Origin of the sequence: Pontibacter silvestris (assembly GCF_020907275.1) — a bacterium.
GTDB lineage: Bacteria > Bacteroidota > Bacteroidia > Cytophagales > Hymenobacteraceae > Pontibacter > Pontibacter silvestris.
In genome coordinates, this window is sequence record NZ_JAJJWI010000004.1 from 162,775 (window position 1) to 181,243 (window position 18,469).

14 protein-coding genes are annotated in these 18,469 nt (G+C 44.3%); 6 read left to right on the forward strand and 8 right to left on the reverse strand.

All coding sequences use genetic code 11. The features are described from left to right. Positions 1-40: 40 nt before the first annotated feature. From LN995_RS05180 to LN995_RS05200, 5 genes are all read right to left on the reverse strand, one after another. Entirely contained in the window at positions 41-1,909 is a 1,869-nt protein-coding gene (locus LN995_RS05180) for a T9SS type A sorting domain-containing protein (RefSeq protein ID WP_229959060.1), read from the reverse strand. A gap of 305 nt (positions 1,910-2,214) precedes the next feature. Beyond that, positions 2,215-4,272 carry a M56 family metallopeptidase gene (locus tag LN995_RS05185; RefSeq protein ID WP_229959062.1) on the reverse strand — a complete coding sequence of 686 codons (2,058 nt, stop codon included), beginning with the start codon at positions 4,270-4,272 and terminating at the stop codon, positions 2,215-2,217. Next, positions 4,269-4,658 carry a BlaI/MecI/CopY family transcriptional regulator gene (locus tag LN995_RS05190; RefSeq protein WP_229959064.1) on the reverse strand — a complete coding sequence of 130 codons (390 nt, stop codon included), beginning with the start codon at positions 4,656-4,658 and terminating at the stop codon, positions 4,269-4,271. Before LN995_RS05190 ends, LN995_RS05185 begins: the two co-directional genes overlap by 4 nt. A gap of 332 nt (positions 4,659-4,990) precedes the next feature. After that, positions 4,991-6,634 (reverse strand): alpha-amylase family protein, encoded by a 1,644-nt coding sequence (locus LN995_RS05195; RefSeq protein WP_229959066.1) that lies wholly within the window; start codon positions 6,632-6,634, stop codon positions 4,991-4,993. A gap of 295 nt (positions 6,635-6,929) precedes the next feature. After that, entirely contained in the window at positions 6,930-7,310 is a 381-nt protein-coding gene (locus LN995_RS05200; RefSeq protein ID WP_229959068.1) for a sensory rhodopsin transducer, read from the reverse strand. 365 nt (positions 7,311-7,675) lie between these two features. On the opposite strand from LN995_RS05200, the gene arfB reads away from it, so the two are divergent. Both arfB and LN995_RS05210 read left to right on the forward strand, forming a co-directional pair. Beyond that, positions 7,676-8,119 (forward strand): alternative ribosome rescue aminoacyl-tRNA hydrolase ArfB, encoded by a 444-nt coding sequence (gene arfB / locus LN995_RS05205; protein ID WP_317206929.1) that lies wholly within the window; start codon positions 7,676-7,678, stop codon positions 8,117-8,119. 111 nt (positions 8,120-8,230) lie between these two features. Beyond that, positions 8,231-8,794, forward strand: a complete 564-nt coding sequence (locus LN995_RS05210; protein ID WP_229959070.1) for a hypothetical protein — start codon at positions 8,231-8,233, stop codon at positions 8,792-8,794. Between the two features lie 436 nt (positions 8,795-9,230). On the opposite strand, the gene LN995_RS05215 is transcribed toward LN995_RS05210, so the two are convergent. Beyond that, positions 9,231-9,395 (reverse strand): hypothetical protein, encoded by a 165-nt coding sequence (locus LN995_RS05215; RefSeq protein WP_229959072.1) that lies wholly within the window; start codon positions 9,393-9,395, stop codon positions 9,231-9,233. A gap of 317 nt (positions 9,396-9,712) precedes the next feature. Between LN995_RS05215 and LN995_RS05220 the strand changes: the two genes are divergently transcribed. Next, positions 9,713-10,579, forward strand: a complete 867-nt coding sequence (locus LN995_RS05220) for a sterol desaturase family protein (RefSeq protein ID WP_229959075.1) — start codon at positions 9,713-9,715, stop codon at positions 10,577-10,579. An 87-nt stretch (positions 10,580-10,666) separates the two neighbouring features. After that, complete coding sequence (locus LN995_RS05225) at positions 10,667-11,512, forward strand: cyanophycinase (protein ID WP_229959077.1); 846 nt, start codon at positions 10,667-10,669, stop codon at positions 11,510-11,512. Between the two features lie 66 nt (positions 11,513-11,578). Here the strand turns inward: LN995_RS05225 and LN995_RS05230 are convergent, their stop codons facing one another. Next, positions 11,579-12,472, reverse strand: a complete 894-nt coding sequence (locus LN995_RS05230) for an NAD(P)/FAD-dependent oxidoreductase (RefSeq protein WP_229959079.1) — start codon at positions 12,470-12,472, stop codon at positions 11,579-11,581. A gap of 388 nt (positions 12,473-12,860) precedes the next feature. Here LN995_RS05230 and LN995_RS05235 point away from each other — a divergent pair, with 388 nt between their 5' ends. Together LN995_RS05235 and LN995_RS05240 are read left to right on the forward strand one after the other, a co-directional pair. Then, positions 12,861-14,102, forward strand: coding sequence for an OmpP1/FadL family transporter (locus tag LN995_RS05235; protein WP_229959081.1), 1,242 nt, complete (start codon positions 12,861-12,863; stop codon positions 14,100-14,102). Between the two features lie 15 nt (positions 14,103-14,117). Beyond that, on the forward strand, positions 14,118-15,518 hold the full coding sequence (locus LN995_RS05240; protein ID WP_229959083.1) for an SGNH/GDSL hydrolase family protein: 1,401 nt from the start codon (positions 14,118-14,120) through the stop codon (positions 15,516-15,518). Between the two features lie 79 nt (positions 15,519-15,597). Here LN995_RS05240 and polA read toward each other — a convergent pair whose 3' ends face one another. Beyond that, positions 15,598-18,459 carry a DNA polymerase I gene (gene polA / locus LN995_RS05245; RefSeq protein WP_229959086.1) on the reverse strand — a complete coding sequence of 954 codons (2,862 nt, stop codon included), beginning with the start codon at positions 18,457-18,459 and terminating at the stop codon, positions 15,598-15,600. Between the last annotated feature and the right edge of the window lie 10 nt (positions 18,460-18,469).

The window sequence follows — 18,469 nt, forward strand, 5'->3', positions numbered from 1 at the left end:
GGCTTCCTTAGTTAGGAACTATGACGGCTGGATCGAAGCTTTACTGCTTAATTATTTTAACAGATCCACTGTTGTCAGATTCTTCCCATCTTAAGATATATAAGCCCGCTGCAAGACCGTCTAAAGAAAGCTCTGTTAAAGAATTTGTTCTGCTAAATAGGGCGCTGCTTTTATATAACAGCTTACCTAAGCTGTTATATAAATGAAACGTCATAACTGTGTTAGCACTTGTTATGTACTCTAACTGAATTACATTGCCTGTTGCTGAATTAATCGGGTTAGGATATGCTACAACCTCACTTGGTGAGAGATTGCAATCTGTCCTCAGGACAAGAGGACCAAAGCTTCGCCCGTCGTCATCTGTGCAGCTTGTTGCCAGAGCTACTGTGGCAGGGTCGAAGCTGTTGCTGATAACAAGATCAGCACCTTCTATGTCGGCCTCGCTTAAATCGCGGTAAGATCGCCTTCTTTCTACTGCATAATGCATAACAGCTTCATTGGCTAAAATAACATGCCCGAGCTGGTGCGCATGGCCAAGTTCATGCAGCACAACGGTTTCAAAATCATATTGTGACAGGCTCGGAGCGTCAGGGCCGTACTGCCATGAAATATTAGAATTAATTTGCATATCGAACTCCTCAACTCCCCAGGCAATTTCTCCGGTGGAGGATGACTGGCAGCCAGAATATCTGCTAATGGTGCTTGCCAGAACACCTTCGCCTACTACAGAGCCAGGCGCAAACATTATAACATTTGTATTATCATCGGCTGATTTGCTTATTGTTGTACTGGAACCTAACTCCCAGTTTACATTTGTGCTACAAATCCAGTTGTTCATGGCCCTGGTGAAGCCTTCCTGTGCCGGAGTGTTACTTTGCAGGTTAGGCGCAAGCTGTATCATATAGCCGCCCCTTGAGTTTGTTCCTACTAAAATAGGCTGATAAGAAATGCCATCAGGACTGATGTTAGAATAGGCAAAAGGTATAGTTAGTAACGTAGCGCTGGAAACAGTGGTGCCACCTGAAGTAGTAACTCTTACTTCGCCAGTACCGGCTGTGCCACCATCAATGCCTATAGAAGGAATCCTTACCTGAATCTGTGTGCTATTCCAGGAGACATAGTCGCTATCCAAAGGCCGAACAAAAGTTTCTCCCCCGTCGTCAGCATTGCGAAACTCTACATAACCATTGCCACGACTGCTACCAAAGTCAGTACCATTTATTGTAAGAACGGTGTTTGTGCCAGCACTGGCTTCAGTAGGAGAAAAGCTTGTTATGTTTACTGCAAGTAAAGCATTTTGCTCCTTGTCTTGTTTCAAGGCCAAGGTACTAAGACGTTTGTTCTCGGTAATGGTTCGGTAACTGCTGCCTGTGCTTTTAGCAATGGCATTATGCACTTCCTGAATAGAACTAAAAGAATTGAACACATCTGCTGCCGTGTTCTGCTCTAAGTTATACCTTACAAAGCCTTGCTTATTTCCGTAAGCTTTGGCTACAACACTTGCATTAGTAAGAACCTTTCTTAGTTCTTCTTCTTGCTTGTTTAAAAAGAAAACCCCCTGCTGGCCTTCCCGAAGCTGCAGTGCTGAAGAGAACACGTGCATCTTTAGCCCTATACTACCTCCTTCTGTAATTATTTCTACCTCTGCTGCCGGTAAATTTCCTTTAAATAGCTTATAAACTTTGATGATGTTGGAGGTGTAGATGTTTTCATGGCGGGCATCCCAGAAAGAGTTTTTAGAAACAACCTCTCCTTCTAAAACTATCTCAGCGTTTTTGATACGGTCTTCCAGCGATATAGGCACCATATGGTTGCCTGCATCAGCGAAAGCGGTTAAGCCAAAGACTAGCAGAGCGAGTAGCAGATATAAGCGGACGGACAAAGAACGTAGCGTATAGCGTGAGGTCATATAGATAGAGTTGTAAAGCTTAATACTTAATTTTAACAATAAGTAAGTAAAGAAATGTAGTCAGTGTTTTTTATTACGCAAAATAACTATGTTTAGTATATGTAGCTTCCATGATGGTTATCTTATAGCATTAAAAATAAAATGCCTGCTCGGTTTAATGGGCAGGCATTTTATTTTTAATGCTATTTTGTTCAGTTACTATTAATCTATGATGGCTTTATTTACAAATGCCTGTTTTAGAAAACTGTTCAAATAGTTTGTTCAGAATCGTAAAGATTAAGAATAAAGCCATACTTCAAGTTTAGTTATTCAAGCTTAAGGCTGGTTGATTTGTTCTTTACGGTATAGTGAAGACTCTTCCTCCCTTCAAGATCCATCATTTTAGAGTACTTTTCATATATTTCCTGAGGCTGTTTCTGACCGTTTACAGTCATACCTGCAGCATCTATCTTTAGCTCAAACTCCTTTGTCTTCGCCTCCAGCAGGCCATCTTTTACAAGCTCCTTACGAATAGCCTGCATTGTCGCCACGCTTTTTTCGTGGCGCCTCATGCTCTCTGAGTGGTTTGCCATACTTTCCTGGCGCAGCTGTATAGCCTCTTCATGTTGTTGCATTGCTTTTTCTCTTAAAGTTGAGGCAGCAGCATGGGCTATCTCTGTATTTTGCCCCGCTCTAATATTTATAGCGTTGCGTTGACGAACTGCAGCTTGATAGCCTAATTGTCTTAGCTCCTCAGCATATTCTTCCATTGCTTTTTCATACTGCTTCAGTTCGTTCTTATACTGTTCTTGCTCTTTCTTATATTCTTTTACCTCCTTCTTATAGTTTTCATGTTCTTTTTCATCTGAAAGAGGTGCTACCGGAGGCATAGGCGGAGCAGGTGGAGCCGGAGTAATGGGTGGCATAGGGGGAGCTGGCGGCGGCGGCGGAACCTTAAAGTTAAAGTCAGTGCTATCAGAGTCGTAGGTGAAGTTGAAGTTATAGCGGTAGGCTTCTGTATCTTTTGCTTTGGCTGCCGAAGCGCGAAGTACTTCCATGGCAGCCTGCACTTCTTCCTTCGAAGCCTTAGGTGCTTGTTCTATGGCAGATAGGCGCTGGTTGAGAAGATCGTTATAACTGGAGATATCTTTCTTGGGTATGCGTTTACCATCTACATACAGTTCTGTGACAGCTCCTTTTTTATTTTTGATGATAACAACATCCTGTTCCTGACCGGCTGTGTCTTGTATGGTATAAACAAAAGCATTGGTGGCATCGTTTAAGCTTTCAATGGGTTTTCGTTCAGCAACAGAATCTGTCTCGGTTTCTGTAGTGTCGGGATTAAGACCGGCTACAGCTCCAAACGAGAATAGCAATAAGCCTCCCATTAACACTACAGCAGCCATAAAGCCTTCAGAGAAAGTTGGTCGTAGTGACTGTTGTCCTACTAAGCGCTTAATACGGTTGATCAGAGAACCTTTTTTTCCAGAAAAGGCAACGGCCATCGCAGGAGCAGTTGGCAACCTCATCGCTTCCAGCTCGGCAAGTGCACGCGCATAAACCAGTGGGTTTCCGCAGTAAGCTACAGCAAGGTCGTCGCAGCAGTTTTCACGCTCTGTGCGCACCATACCAGAAATCCACCACATAGCAGGATGATAGAAGAACAATATGTCTACTACAGACTGCAGCATGTTCAGCAGGTAATCCTTGCGCAGGATATGTGCCAGTTCGTGTGCCAGTATGGCTTCTACTTGGGCCTGTGTCAGACCGGTAACTGTGCCCATTGGCAGCAGAATAACAGGCTTTACATAGCCAATTACCATTGGTACCTGTACCAGAGCCGACTCTACTAACTTAACTGACTGCTTTACCCCAATGCGGTGGCTTAAATCAGAAAGCATGTGCTGCCAGTTTAGTGCTAGAGGTGATGTCTTATAGTTTCTGAGGCGTTGCGTTAAAGCCACACCACCAAGGAAACGGAGTATCATGGCTAACAGTCCAAGAAGCCACAGTGTTACCAACAGAGGTAGATGCTGTTCAAAGTAATATTGAGCTGTACCCATTGCCTCGTGCAAGGAATAGGCGCGTAAGGTTGCTGTATTTTCAGTTGGTACAGCATGTTCTGTAGCTGAGTTTAGCATTTGTGATGCAGTACCTCCAGAAGAAGTATAATAATGAACAAATGTAACGAGAGAAAATAAGAGCTGCAGGAGCATGGCTATTCCTGACACCGTGTAGCGGGCACGTGCGGTATGGTGGTTCAGTAGTATGAGCAAAACGCCTAATACCAGGGCTGTCAGGGCTCCCTGCCAGAGCGAATGCAGTAAAGTCCAACCTAGCGCGCTGACTAAGGTTTCGGACAGCAAATGTGTGATCTGGTTCATTTGTTACCTCCTTCCATTTTATCTATTAGGTTTCTGATTTCATTTAGCTCTTCCTGGGATGTTGTGCGGTTGCCGAGTGCCTGCATCACCAGTTTCATGGCTGAGCCCCTGAACGTGGAGTCCAGAAAACGATCCAGTAGCTGGCGCTGAGTATGTTCTTCTTCCAGCAGCGGACGGTACACGTGAGAACGATTCGACTTATCAGCCGCCAGCATGCCTTTCTCTCCCATGATCTGCATTAGCTTTAAGGTAGTGGTATAACCCACTTCTTTAGTCTTACTAAGCTCTTCATGCACGAACCTGACAGTAGATGGCCCATGTTGCCAAAGTACCTGTAGTATCTCCAGTTCTGACTCTGTTGGTTTTAAATTCTTTTCTAAACTCATAGTTAACAGATAGTTAATGATGGATGATAGTTGCATTACAAGTATATACGAATAATTTCGTAAAATGAAATTTAAGTACGATTTTTTTCGTATAATATTTCAAAAGCTTAAAAGACATGAGCATAAATAAAGCCTGAAGGCTGTGTAAAGGAAGAAAGCAATAAAGAGAAGTGAGACACAACCAGAACGCTGGAGTTTCAGTCAAAGCGGGTTCTTCCCGTTCGGGTTAGCTTAAACCTGTTTCTGAATCGGCATGTGTTCCAGCTGTGACTAAAGTAAATATTATGATTGCGTTAAAGAAAAGGCCTGCCTCTGTTAAGCAAGAAACAAAGCTACAGGTTTTCTTTAGCTTTGTTTTTAGGGTGAAGTCTGAACCAGCGGTAAGCATAAGGGTCAAGTTTTACTTGCCCTTGCTGTGGCAGTTCATAGTTATTGTTGCTGAACACCTCCAGTATGGTTGCGTCTTGCTCTATGAGGTCAGGAATAGTAACCGTGCAGGCTGTTTCTCCCATATTGTGTACTGCAATCAAAGTGTACTGAAGGCCGCAGCTGTGTGCAAATACCTGCTCGTTACCTGTTTCTATAATATCACATTTCCCATCTCCAAGTTCCGGACATTGCCGGCGGAGGCGTATTACCCGTTCCATCCAGTTTAGCAGGGAGTTTGTTTGGCGTTGCTGCCCCCAAACGTTTACGTGTTGGTAGGCAAAATCTCCTTTATCTATTACGGGGCGCGGCCACTGCACAGGTGGCGCATCGGAAAAACCAGCATTCTCTTCCGGAGACCATTGCATAACTGTGCGTACGCTATTACGTTCTGGCAAAGAAAGGTCGTCTCCCATGCCTATTTCGGCACCATATTGTATAACTGGTGTACCAGGCAAACTAAACAAAAGGCTGTAAGCCAGTTCTATCCTGTGGCGATCTCCGTGAAGCATGGGGGCAAGCCGGCGCCTGATGCCCCGCTCAAAAATGCGCATGTTCTCTTCCGGCGCAAATTTTTCGAATACATCCTGTTGCTCCTCCTTCTTCAGATCCTCGAGGTTAAGTTCATCGTGATGGCGTAAAAAGTTAAGCCATTGAGAAGTATAAGCCTTACCGGGAAGTATGCGAAGCCCCTCTGCAATAGCAGTGCCCTTTTTTTGTGCAAGCCCCAGGAAGAGGTGCTGGTTCAAAAGGAAATTAAACATCATGTGCATTCTGTCTTTTCCTTTAAAGAACTTACCAACTACTTCCGGAGGGCCGGAGGCCTCAGCCAGTAATATGGCATCCCGGCTGTGCATGCTAATAAATTCACGCATGTCTTCAATAAAGCCCATATACACATCACTATCCGAATCGCGATCACTCTGCACGAGTATGTGTGCCGCATCCAGCCGGAAGCCCGAAACTCCTAAAGCAAGCCAGAACCCCATGATATGATGTATTTCTTTTCTTACCTCAGAATTAGATAAGTTCAGGTCAGGCTGATGGCTGTAGAACCTATGGAGATAATATTCTTTTGCTATCTCATCATAAGACCAGATGCCAGCCTGTTCACCAGCAAAAGCAGGTTGTGCAATAGGTTCTTTAGGCTTCTCTTTGCTCCAGACATAGTAGTCGTAATATTTAGAGTTTTTATGGTGGCGTGCCTGCTGAAACCAGGGGTGCTGGTCTGAAGTGTGGTTTACTACAAGATCTACCAGTACCCGAATGCCACGCTCCTTAGCTTCGTGTATAAAGGCTGCAAAGTCCCCTAGTGTACCCAGTCGGCTGTCTACATTGTAGTAGTCCATCACATCATAACCATTGTCGCGGTTAGGAGACGGGTAGAAAGGGAGTAACCAGATACATGAAATGCCAAGAGTAGCCAGATAATCCAACCGGCCTATAAGCCCCTGAAAGTCCCCGATTCCGTCGTCATTGCTATCCTGAAAAGTTTCTACATCAAGGGCATACATCACTGCCCGTTTATACCATAAATCACGTTCTCTCATTTGGTTTGGGTGCTGTTTTTTAATATTGCAGAAGAATTAATACGCCTGCTGTAATTCTTACAATTTTATTGTTATTGGGTTGTTTGTGCGTTTTACAATCTGAGCCATGGGAACTTTACGAAACAAACGCCAGCGCTTTTTCACTGGAATCAGGATAGTTGTACGTTCTTTACTTAAAAGTTTAACTGGCTCAGGTAAGTTGGGGTTAAACTTTCGAGTTAGTAAATTAACTGGGCTTGTTTAATCTGTCAGCAGTGGGGGCTGAGGATGTGCTATATCCTTCATTAAACAGGGCTTAAATGGCTACTGGGTAAGCAATAGTACTTATTAAAGCATTCTCTGCCTGGCGCGAATCCAGGCGTGTGTGTTGTACGACTATCGGCACATCAGACTCTATTACACTGGCATAGTCTGTATCAAGAGGTACTGGTTCCGGTTCTTTTAGATTATTAAAGCGCAGGTGCTTGGTGCGTTTGGCTTGCACTGTTTCCTGGTAAGGGCCTATCGGGTCCCGGTCTTCAAAGTATATCCAGATCTTTATATGAGCATCCAGATCAGAAGTGTTTAAAATGCAGGCTGTTTCGTGGCTGGTAAAAGCTGGCTCAGGCCCATTACCATAAGAGGGAATATAGCCTTCTGCTATAGCCCAGCGTTTATGTCCTATTGCTTGGTTCATAGTTTTTTATTTAGCTGATTTTTAGAATAATGATACAGAGATAGTACGCTATTGACTTAAATTATGGTTACAAAGGAGGCAGCCCTTCAAATGAAGGGGGAAAGGGGGGATCATAGCCTGTTTTATGTCGTTACACTACCTGTACGTACTTCTGTTACTGTATAGGCTTACTTTTGAGCGGCAGAGTAGGCTGATAAGCCTAGAGGAACATGGCTCAATCATTATGAAATTATAACGTAGACCATAACAGCAAATGGGGCAGAGTAGTAAAGATTTTATTGTGCCTGTCCTGTCTTACAATAAACAGGTTAAGGGTAACAAAGAGTAAGTGTAAGAACAGGTTTTGTATAGCCTGGGGATGTTGTATGACTATCAGGAAAAACACAGAATATAAGATGGACGATATTAAGCAGCGAGGCATAGAGAGTGAACTGGAATTTTCTGCCTCACGTAGTGGCGGAGCCGGAGGCCAAAATGTAAATAAAGTGGCAACTAAGGTAGAGTTGCGGTTTCAGGTAGCACAATCACTGTTACTTACAGAAGAGGAAAAGCAATTGGTGCAGGAGCGATTGGCAAACCGGATAAACAGCGATGGCTACTTGCAGCTTGTTTGCCAGACAGAGCGGAGCCAACTTCGGAATAAAGAGGCATGTGTAAGCCGGTTCTACGAACTACTGCGGCAGGCGCTTACAAAGCAGAAGAAACGCAAGAGCACAAAGCCGACACGGGCTTCTGTAAAACAAAGGTTGGAGAGTAAACGGCGGCAGAGCGATAAGAAGGCTAACCGGGGGTATAAAAGAGATTACTAACTTTTACGAATGATCTTGCGTAAGCAGTTTTCATTTTTTTCAAGCACTCATGCTTCAGGCGGTGCGTTAGGTAAGGTATTTGTTACTGGAGCAGGAAAGCTCTTCATGTTTATGATTAAGAAATTACTTTTTGTTTTTGGACTTACCTGTGGCATTGCTGTTGCCAGCCAGGCGCAAGTGTATCGTACCGCGGCTGGAGTAAGGTTAGATGGTGATGTGTTTGGTGTAACAGTGCAGCAGAAGCTGCATGAAAAAGGCACATTGGAGGGTATTTTTGCGGTTAGTGCACGAGAGTATAGCGGAACAGCTCTTTATGAATGGCATCGCCGCATACTTGGTAAGCGCTTTAACTATTACCTGGGAGCAGGCGGGCATGTGGGCAACCTGAAAGACCACGGCGCGTTTGGTGGCTTAGACCTGATCGGTGGGATAGAGTATAAGGTAAATGGACTACCTTTTCTGTTATCAACAGATATCAAGCCAGCCGTACATTTTAACCACGAAGACTGGACTGATTTTTCCACAGGTATCTCCATCCGCTATGTTATTGTAAAGGAGAAGAAGAAAAAGAAAAGTATCTGGCCTTTCAATAAAAAAGAAGATGACGCCACGAAGAAAGGGAAAGAAGAAGGAAAAGGCAGTATCCTTGATATCTTCAAACGTAAGGAAAACTAATCTGTAATTTCTTTAGGCCTTAAGGAAGTATTTGCCCAGGCTACAAAGGTGTAGCCTGGGCAAACCTGTCTCTTTCAGCAGACAACGTGGTACATTCTCATGCTCAGTACTTTTGTGTAAGGCATGCAGGGGGAGAGCAGTTCTCATAGCTTTATCTTGCACTAACGGTTACGGCAGTACAACAGTGGGTCGGTCGTATTGGGCAGAGGGTTACAGGCTTTGGGCCACTATCTCCACCTCAGACATGAGCTTGGCAAGTACAGACACTTGCCAAGCTCATGTCTGGTGCTGATTTCTTTCACTTCATCAACTGATCTCTTAACAGTTGCCCCGAAGCCGAACAGGCATAGCGAGTAAAAGAATAACGATTTTCATAGTTTTTGGATTACAATTAGTGCATAAAAATCTTAGTTTATGAGCACTCCAGTGCCAGACATCAGATAATAGGAGCCACTATCTCCACTTCAGGTAGCATGTTAGGCAGGTGCTTGTACTGGTTAAGCTCATGACGAGCGCTGATTTCTTTTACCTCATCAACAGAGTTTTTAACTGTGGCCCCAAAGCCGAACAGCATGGCGAACAAAAGGATAATAATTTTCATAGCTTTGGATGTTTAGTAGCAGGTTCCGGTTTTATTTTCCTATGATTAATAGATAGCGCCAAAGAGTGAAAGGTTGCTTGGGTAGCTATAATTATTTTTAGTCTTATTTGCCTTATTACATTTTGCATGTCAACATTTTAAATTCTTTACATGGATTACTGTTGCCTTGTTTAGCGAAGCGTTGTCCGCTGTCGGACAGCCAGCTATTCGACAGCGGATAGAGAAGATACTGTGGGAGCAAGATTAACTATAAAGCTCTTATGAATTAACAGATAGCCATTGTAACCCAACCTGCTGTTCGGAGGTAGCTATTTCTGATGAAGATATTGTTTCCTAAGTTTGATAAAATAGGCATGCCATTGTTGAGTGTAGCTGTATCAGCCTTATTTGTGCTGGAGGCAAAGCGGCAGTTACGTAAACGGACAAGGCCAAAGCTGGAGCGCCTGGTGCGCAATGGTAGTGTAGCAGCTGTAGCAATGCCTGCCTTACGCCTGCTGTTAGTACCTGGTATGTACGCGGCAGCACGATATGCTGAAAAAAATAAGCTTGGGTTGCTTTCACAAAGGCACACACCGCAGTGGTTGCGTTACATGGCAGGCTTCCTGTTGCTAGATTATAGTAACTATCTGTGGCATGTGCTGTTACATAAATCTTCCTTGCTGTGGCGTTTCCATAACGTGCACCACATCGATTTAGACCTTGACCTTTCCACTGCCTGGCGATTTCATATAGGTGAGAACGTAGCTTCAGTACCTTATAGAGGAGGGGCCGTTTTTCTGCTTGGTGTACCAGCTCCACTGGTACTAGTTTACGAGCTGCTTTTTGAAGGGTGTACTGCTTTTCACCACAGCAATATGCGCCTGCCTTATAACCTGGAGCAGAAGCTAAGCAACATAATGGTTACACCACGTATGCATGGTATTCATCATTCTATTGTGGGAGAAGAGACAAACAGTAATTTTTCAATTATCTTCTCCTGGTGGGACCGCCTGCACCGAACGTTCCGGCTAAATATACCGCAGGATGATATAGTGATAGGAGTGCCTTCTTACAGAGACCCAAAGGAGCAAGCACCACTGCGTTTGTTGCTTATGCCTTTTGAGCAGCAGCGCCCCTGGAAGTTACCCAATGGAACTGTGCCTGAGCGACATGAACGGCCTCACCAGGAATGGCTACTGCCTTGAAAACAGCGACCAAATAACTTTTTAGCTAAAGGAAAGGTGACATAATTTAACGCCAGGTGTTTTATCAGTAGTAACATTGTTTATAATATGAGTAATATAAAAGGAAAACTTATTGCCCTTGGCGGAGGAGATGATGATGTGCTACTCAAACTCATCCGCTCAGAAATCTGTGATATCCATTCCCATATTGAAGTCATTGCCACCGCTACAACAGAACCTGTAGAGTCGGGGAATGCCTATAAAGAGGCCTTTGAAGAATTAGGGTGTAGTAATGTGCGGTTTATGCATATTGATGAAGCTAATGCAGCTGATACCACAGATCATATAGAACGGATAAGCAAAGCCGGCGTAATTTTTTTTACCGGAGGAGATCAGGTACGCTTAGCCAGTTTCCTGAATAGTACTAAGCTATTAGAAATAATGCGCCGCCGCTTCAGAGAAGAAGAAATCATTATCTCAGGTACAAGTGCAGGCGCAGCAATAATGTCTGACTGCATGATATACGACGGGTACGGGCATTATTCGCTCATAAAAGGAGAGATGAAAACCACTCATGGCTGTGCTTTCATAAAAAATGTATTTATAGATACACACTTTGCTGAAAGAGGCCGGTTTGGTCGTTTAGCCCATGCTGTTGCTCATGACCCGGAGTACATTGGCATTGGATTGAGTGAGGAGACCGGAATTATTATCAGTGAAGGAAATCAGGTGGAAGTGTTCGGGCCTGGTGTGGTAACTGTTATTGATGCGAGTAACACCCGGTTCTCTAACACACGCGAGGTAGAAGAAAACGAGCCTATTGCCGTAGAGCACCTGATTATGCATTTGCTGGTTAAAGATTACCGTTACTATTTAAAAGAACGCCTGTTTCAGCCGCTTACACAGACGATGCCTAAAGAAGAAGCAGGCAATGTTGCCTTGCCTGAAAAATAAAAAATGCTCAGTTCTAACAGAAACTCTATTAGAACTGAGCATTAGCTGGCTTTAAGCCAACTAAAGTTATTTCCTGTCTTCTTTCTGCAGTTCCATATTGATGGACACACCGGCTTTGGCTCCTTCTGCAGCTGCTACAATTACCAGTTGCATATCGCGGGCTGCATCTCCTGCTACGTAAAGCCCCGGTATGTTAGACTGCTGTAAGCGGCGCGTTTTGATAACTCCTTTGCTGGTAAACTCACAACCTAACTGCTCACCCAAATCTGACTGCTGTTTGGTGCCCAGTGAGAAAAACATGGCCTGTTGCTCCCGTCTTTCCCCGTTTTTAAGCACAATGTGTTGTAGCATGCCTTCTTCTCCTTCCAATCGATCAATAGCCGTAGTGCAAATGTCTACTCCATTCCGCTGTAACAGCTCACGGTCAGCACGGTTAAGGCTATTAGTGCCATCGGTAAAAAGTGTAACACTGTCGCTCCACGTTTTCATGGCCAGGGCCTGTCCTATGCCTCGGCGCTCCTGGCCGTATACTGCTATTGCCTTGTCTCTTGATTCCCAACCATCGCAGTAAGGGCAGTGATGTATACTTTTACCATACAAGGGCTCCAAGCCATCCAGTTGAGGCAGGTTATCTTTAAGGCCAGTAGCTAAGAGCAGCTTACGGGAATGATATACTGTGCCTTCCTCGTCATCCACAACAAACTGCCCTTTGCTGTAAGTAGCAGAATCAACTTTTTTAAACAACATTTCTACGCCATATTTCTTTAGCTCTTCCCGGCCTTTTTGTATAAACTCCTGTGGGTTCACGCCATCACTGGATAAAAAGCCGTTCATAGTCTTAGCCCAGCGGTTACGCGGTTCTCCGCTGTCAAACACAAGTACCTTACGCCTGGATCTGCCCAATAACATGGCTGCATTTAATCCTGCAGGTCCTCCTCCAATAATAATTACATCATACATCACCTTCATATTACCTTATGTATATGGAATGGTACACAAGCTTAGCGCTATTTTAATACCATTATTTTTTTGTCTATAGAATTTTTGAAACTAAGTCCGTTGCCTCATACGGCATATTGGCCGCACAGGTAGGTGCAGATGCTAATTTAAACGCTAAAGAAGGTTCTGCTCATCATTATATAGCTCAGAGACTATTGATTATTGTAGCCTATTTATAATTTTTTAAAGGATTTGCTATATCATGAACAGCGGTATTATTCTCTGTGAATTTTTAAACTTAATTTTCGACCGGAATACAGAAAAGTTAGAAAAAATAATTAGATTTCATTCTGGAAGATACGAACAATCGTATGTTTCAGTCCAAAAAAAACAGAAATGTAGTGTTAGTATGAAAAGGAAAATTTTAGCCTTATTAGGTGGTACTTTGCTTTCGGGCATGGCTATGGCTGGAGGATATCAGGTGAATCTGGCAAGTCAGCGACAAATAGGAATGGGCCACACCGGTACTGGTATATACTCAGGTACTTCCAGTATATTCTTTAACCCCGGAGCCATGAGCTTCCTTCGCGAAAATGGTGTTACTATCGGAGCCAGTGGGCTTATATCAAAAATTGCCTACCGTGCACCAGAACCCAGCGGAGCAGAAGCCATGACTGACAATTCCTTAGGGACTCCGTTTCAGGCGTACGGCGTGTTTGGTATCAACGATAAAATGAAAGTGGGCCTTGGGGTGTACACACCTTTTGGGAGTAATGTTAACTGGGGAGATGAGTGGAATGGACGTTTTGGTCTTACTGAGCTTACGTTACAAGCTATATATATTCAGCCAACCTTAAGTTACCAGATTACAGACCAATTAGGTGTGGGCGTTGGTTTTATATATGCTATAGGCGGTGTGAACCTACAGCGTAATGTACCGCTTCAGAACGAAGAAGGCGATTATGGCAAAGCTGAACTGGACGGCAGTGCCAACGGAGTAGGATTTAATGCGGGTATTTTCTTTAAGCCATCTGAAAAACTTTCCTTTGGATTGAACTACCGTTCTAAAGTAAATATGGAAGTAGAGAATGGGGATGTAATCTTTACAAGCCTGCCTACAACACCAGTTATAGCAAGCCGCTTTCCTGCAGGAACACAGTTTGACGCAACTTTACCTTTGCCAGCTACCTTAACTCTGGGTATTGGGTTTATGCCTACTGAAGACTGGACCATTGCAGTAGATGTAAGCCATGTAGGCTGGAGCGCTTACAAGAGCTTACGATTTGATTACACAGCAGAAGTTAATGGAAGTAAGGTGGCAGAAAATGCCCGTAACTACGACGATGCCTTTATTTACCGCATAGGTGCAGAATACAAAGTTTCTGATGCAGTAGCCTTACGTGCCGGAGCCTATTACGACGGAACACCTGTGCAGGATGGTTACCTGACACCTGAGACGCCTGATTCTGATTCCCGCGGGCTTTCTGCTGGTATCGGTTATGCTGTTTCTGATAACATCAGCATCGATGCATCTTTCCTTTACATCAACAAGAAACAAAGAACAGATGCTTCAGACTTGTCTGGTGGTATAGCTGGTACTTACAAGTCAGTCGCTTACATTCCCGGTATTGGTCTAAACTTCAAATTTTAGTCTCTGAACAAGAATATGAAAAACTTTTTCTATAAAGCTAGTATGCTGGCACTTTCTGCCAGTATAGTACTCACAAGCTGCAACCCTGAGATTGATGTGCCAAGTGCCAGTACGGGTGAAGCGGATTTCACGACTTATGTAGCCGTTGGTAACTCACTTACAGCAGGGTTTGGTGACAATGGTTTGTATCGTGAAGGGCAGCTTAGCTCTTATCCTTCTATTCTGGCACAACAATTCGAGGCTGTTGGAGGAGGTGAATTTAACCAGCCGCTTTTCTCGGAGGAGCATGCAAACGGATCAGGGTATCTGAGGCTAACAGGATTTACGGAAGCAGGCTCTCCGATAACTACAAGAGTTACAGAAAACCTGGCTTTCAGAAACGATACGGAGTTGTTTATAAAGTACCTGGAGCCTATTCAGAACTTAGGTGTGCCAGGTATTAGAGTATCAGATGTAACAACTGCTGGTTATGGAAGTGCCTTAGGCAATCCTTATTTTGAACGTATCACACCAGATGGCAACCCTTTGCAGACATACCTGCAACGTGTACAGGCAGCCGAGCATACTTTCTTTAGCCTGTGGCTAGGGAATAATGATGTGCTGGGATATGCAACAGCGGGAGGTGCATCTGGTAGTATTACTCCTACAGGTACTTTTGACACCAATTATTCAGCACTTGTAAATGCTTTAACAGCAGAAGGACAAAAGGGTATTATCTGTACTGTTCCAAATGTTACTACTGTACCATTCTTTACTACAGTTGGCCCATCTGTAAAACAGGCCTTAGCAGCCAACGAGCTGTCAGGAATGATAGCAATTACAGGTGCAGGCAAAGAACGTACCCTCTTTTTAAGAGATCAAATAAATGCTGCGGAAGGTGGTGTGCTGTTTACCCTTACAGGGTCTGCTTATGCACCTTTACTAGGACAGCCAACAGGCAAGTACTGGAGAGACTTAGCCGCACAGGTGAGCCCAAGCGAAGATATGGCTGTAATACGTGCAACACTAGCAGGTTTGTTGGCTACTTATGAGGTTGATACAACACAAATGTTTGGCCTGTCGCCTGGCAATCCATGGCCAAGTGCTTTATTGCTGGATGCGGCAGAACAGGCTAAAATCAAGGATGCAGTAGATGGGTATAATGCTATTATTACAGCACATGCTAATGCGAAAGACCTGGCTGTTTTTGATGCTAATGCATTCTTTACTTCTATTCAGGCAGGGTTTAGCAGCAATGGAGTGGCTTACTCTCCTGCATTTATAACAGGTAACCTTTTCTCGCTCGATGGTATCCATCCAACACCTCGCGGATATGCTATTATTGCGAACGAAATGATAAAAGCAATAAACACAAAGTACAACTCCAAAATAGCGACTGTTGACGAAACTCAATACCGTGCTGTGCTATTACCTTAAATACTGTTAAAGTTTAGCTCATAAAAAAACACCTCAGGATATGAGGTGTTTTTTTATGAATATATGTTAGAAGAATTACTTAATGTGCCTCCAGCCAATTTTCTCCTATGCCTAAACCAACTTCCATCGGTACACTAAGCGGTAAAGCATTCGTCATCAGTTCCACAATTTTTGGCGTTACAAGTTCTACCTCTTCTTTTGGAGCATCAAAAAGCAATTCGTCATGTACCTGCAGTATCATACGTGTTTGCAGTTTCTCCTTGTGCAGATAGTCTTGTATGTTGATCATGGCAATTTTGATAATGTCTGCAGCAGTGCCCTGAATTGGAGCGTTGATGGCGTTACGCTCGGCAAAGTTACGTATAGTGGCATTGCGAGAGTTAATGTCGCGGAGGTAACGGCGGCGGCCCAGCAGTGTCTCTGCATATTCCAGCTCACGGGCCTTCTCAATAGCTCCGTCCATGTATGCTTTTACAGCCGGAAACTCTTCAAAATAAGCTTCTATAATATCCGCTGCTTCACGACGTGAAATGCCTAAGCGCTCCGACAACCCAAAGGCAGAAATACCATAGATGATACCGAAGTTTATTGTTTTGGCCTGTCGGCGCATTTCAGAATCTACCTCGTCTACTGGCACATGAAATACCTTGCCTGCCGTGGAAGCATGTATATCCAGTCCATTGCGGAAGGCTGATTTCATGGTTTCATCTCCGCTGAAGTGCGCCATAATGCGTAGCTCAATCTGCGAATAATCCGCAGAGATAATAAGGTGTTTGCTGTTGCGAGGCACAAAAGCCTTGCGAATCTCGCGGCCCCTTTCCGTCCGGATGGGAATGTTTTGCAGGTTAGGGTTCGTAGAGCTTAAACGGCCTGTAGCGGTAACAGCCTGGTTGAAGGAGGTATGCACACGATTATCCTGCTCACATACCAGTTGCGGTAAGGCATCTACGTAAGTAGATTTCAATTTAGAAAGCTCTCTGTGCTCTAATATCAGGCTTACAACTTCATGTTCTCCTGCCATTTTAGAAAGTATCTCTTCCCCTGTGGCATACTGGCCTGTTTTAGTTTTCTTGATTTTGCTTTTACCGTGCAGCTGTAGCTTGTCAAATAAAATCTCACCTAACTGCTTTGGAGAACCAATATTAAATTCTTCTCCGGCTATTTCAAAAATACGACGTTCAATGCTGCCTATTTCCTGCTCTAACTGTATTGAAATATCAGCTAAGGCATTGGCATCTATGCTTATTCCTTCGTTTTCTATATCAGCCAACACTTGCACCAGCGGAGTTTCTACATTCTGGAACAGCTTTATCAGGCCCTGCTCCTGTAGCAGTGGTTCAAAGTATTGTTTCAAACGGAGGGTAATATCCGCATCCTCACAGGCATAATCTTTAACCTCTTCAGGGGCCAGATCTGCCATTGTTTTCTGGCTTTTGCCTTTAGAACCGATCAGGGCCGTAATAGGCACTGGGCTGTAGTTGAGGTAAGTCTCTGCAAGCACATCCATGTTGTGGCGCATCTCTGGCTCCAGCAGGTAGTGTGCCAGCATGGTGTCAAAAAGAGGTCCCTGCACTTCTACATTGTACTTCTTCAGCACCGTAATGTCGTACTTAATGTTCTGTCCTATTTTGGCAATGTTAGGATTCTCCAGTACCTCTTTGAACTCTTCTACCAGTTGCTGGGCCTCCTGTGGATTATTGTGCGGCACAGGTACATAATATGCTTCACCGGGCCGGTAACTGAAGGACATGCCCACCAGTTTGGCCGTAATCGGGTCTATTCCTGTCGTTTCTGTGTCCCAGGAAATTTCGTCCTGCAGCTTCAGGTACTTAACTAGGCTCTGGCGAAGCTCCGGTGTATGAATGAGATGGTAGTCGTGCAGTGTTGAATGTATAGTTTGAATCGCCTGTGCTGCTACTTCTACTCCTTTGCCTCCCTCCACAATAAGCTCCTCCGTTGCTTTGGCAGCAGCTGTGCCGAAAAGAGAAGTTTGAGCTGCGTTGGCAGGCTTGGCTTTGCGACCTGTTTTGGCAGGCGTTGCAGTTGCAGCATCAGCCAACGACTTACCTAGTACACGCTGTGTCAGTTGCCTGAATTCCAGCTCAGCAAAAAGCTCCGTAATCTGTTCTTCATTAGGGCCGTCGTAGCGCAGGCCTTCTTCACTAAACTCGATGGGCACATTGCAGTGTATTGTAGCGAGTGTCTTCGACATCAGTCCCTGCTCTGCAAAATTTACTACGTTTTCTTTCTGCTTCCCTTTCAGCTGCTCTGCATTTGAAATCAGGTTTTCAACTGAACCAAACCGTTGAATAAGAGATTTGGCCGTTTTCTCTCCAATGCCTGGTATACCTGGTATGTTGTCTACAGCGTCACCTTGCAGGCCCAGTATATCTATCACCTGCTCTACACGCTCAATTTCCCACTTATCAAGTATTTTCTGTACATCCCACACCTCTACGGCATTGCCCAAAAAGGCAGGCTTGTACAGGTAGACGTGCTCTGTCACCAACTGGCAATAATCTTTGTCCGGCGTCATCATGTATACGTCAAAGCCTGCTTCATCGGCCTTGCGGGAAAGGGTTCCGATAATGTCGTCAGCTTCGTAGCCATCCATAATAAGCACAGGTATGTTGAAAGCTTCTACAATTTTTTTGCAGTAAGGTATGGCGATGGAGATGTCTTCGGGCTGTGCCTGGCGGTTTGCCTTATAATCGGCAAAGTTGTCGTGGCGGAAGGTTTTAGCTGCGGAATCAAACGCTACACCTATATGTGTTGGCTGTTCTTTTTGCAGTACTTCTACCAAAGTGTTTGTAAAGCCAAGGGCAGCTCCGGTGTTCATGCCCTTCGAGTTTATGCGCGGATTCTTGCTGAAAGCAAAATGCGCACGGTATATCAATGCTAGTGCGTCTAGCAAAAACAGTTTCTTACGTGGTTCGCTCATGCGTTAAAGT

Bases quoted from the DNA above. Each gene is read 5' to 3' on its own strand.
- LN995_RS05185 (WP_229959062.1), bottom strand. From the start codon at position 4,272: ATGAACCAGATCACACATTTGCTGTCCGAAACCTTAGTCAGCGCGCTA.
- LN995_RS05200 (WP_229959068.1), bottom strand. From the start codon at position 7,310: ATGAACCAAGCAATAGGACATAAACGCTGGGCTATAGCAGAAGGCTAT.
- arfB (WP_317206929.1), top strand. From the start codon at position 7,676: ATGACTATCAGGAAAAACACAGAATATAAGATGGACGATATTAAGCAG.
- LN995_RS05235 (WP_229959081.1), top strand. From the start codon at position 12,861: ATGAAAAGGAAAATTTTAGCCTTATTAGGTGGTACTTTGCTTTCGGGC.
- LN995_RS05180 (WP_229959060.1), bottom strand. From the start codon at position 1,909: ATGACCTCACGCTATACGCTACGTTCTTTGTCCGTCCGCTTATATCTG.
- LN995_RS05210 (WP_229959070.1), top strand. From the start codon at position 8,231: ATGATTAAGAAATTACTTTTTGTTTTTGGACTTACCTGTGGCATTGCT.
- polA (WP_229959086.1), bottom strand. From the start codon at position 18,459: ATGAGCGAACCACGTAAGAAACTGTTTTTGCTAGACGCACTAGCATTG.
- LN995_RS05190 (WP_229959064.1), bottom strand. From the start codon at position 4,658: ATGAGTTTAGAAAAGAATTTAAAACCAACAGAGTCAGAACTGGAGATA.
- LN995_RS05215 (WP_229959072.1), bottom strand. From the start codon at position 9,395: ATGAAAATTATTATCCTTTTGTTCGCCATGCTGTTCGGCTTTGGGGCC.
- LN995_RS05230 (WP_229959079.1), bottom strand. From the start codon at position 12,472: ATGTATGATGTAATTATTATTGGAGGAGGACCTGCAGGATTAAATGCA.
- LN995_RS05220 (WP_229959075.1), top strand. From the start codon at position 9,713: ATGAAGATATTGTTTCCTAAGTTTGATAAAATAGGCATGCCATTGTTG.
- LN995_RS05240 (WP_229959083.1), top strand. From the start codon at position 14,118: ATGAAAAACTTTTTCTATAAAGCTAGTATGCTGGCACTTTCTGCCAGT.
- LN995_RS05195 (WP_229959066.1), bottom strand. From the start codon at position 6,634: ATGAGAGAACGTGATTTATGGTATAAACGGGCAGTGATGTATGCCCTT.
- LN995_RS05225 (WP_229959077.1), top strand. From the start codon at position 10,667: ATGAGTAATATAAAAGGAAAACTTATTGCCCTTGGCGGAGGAGATGAT.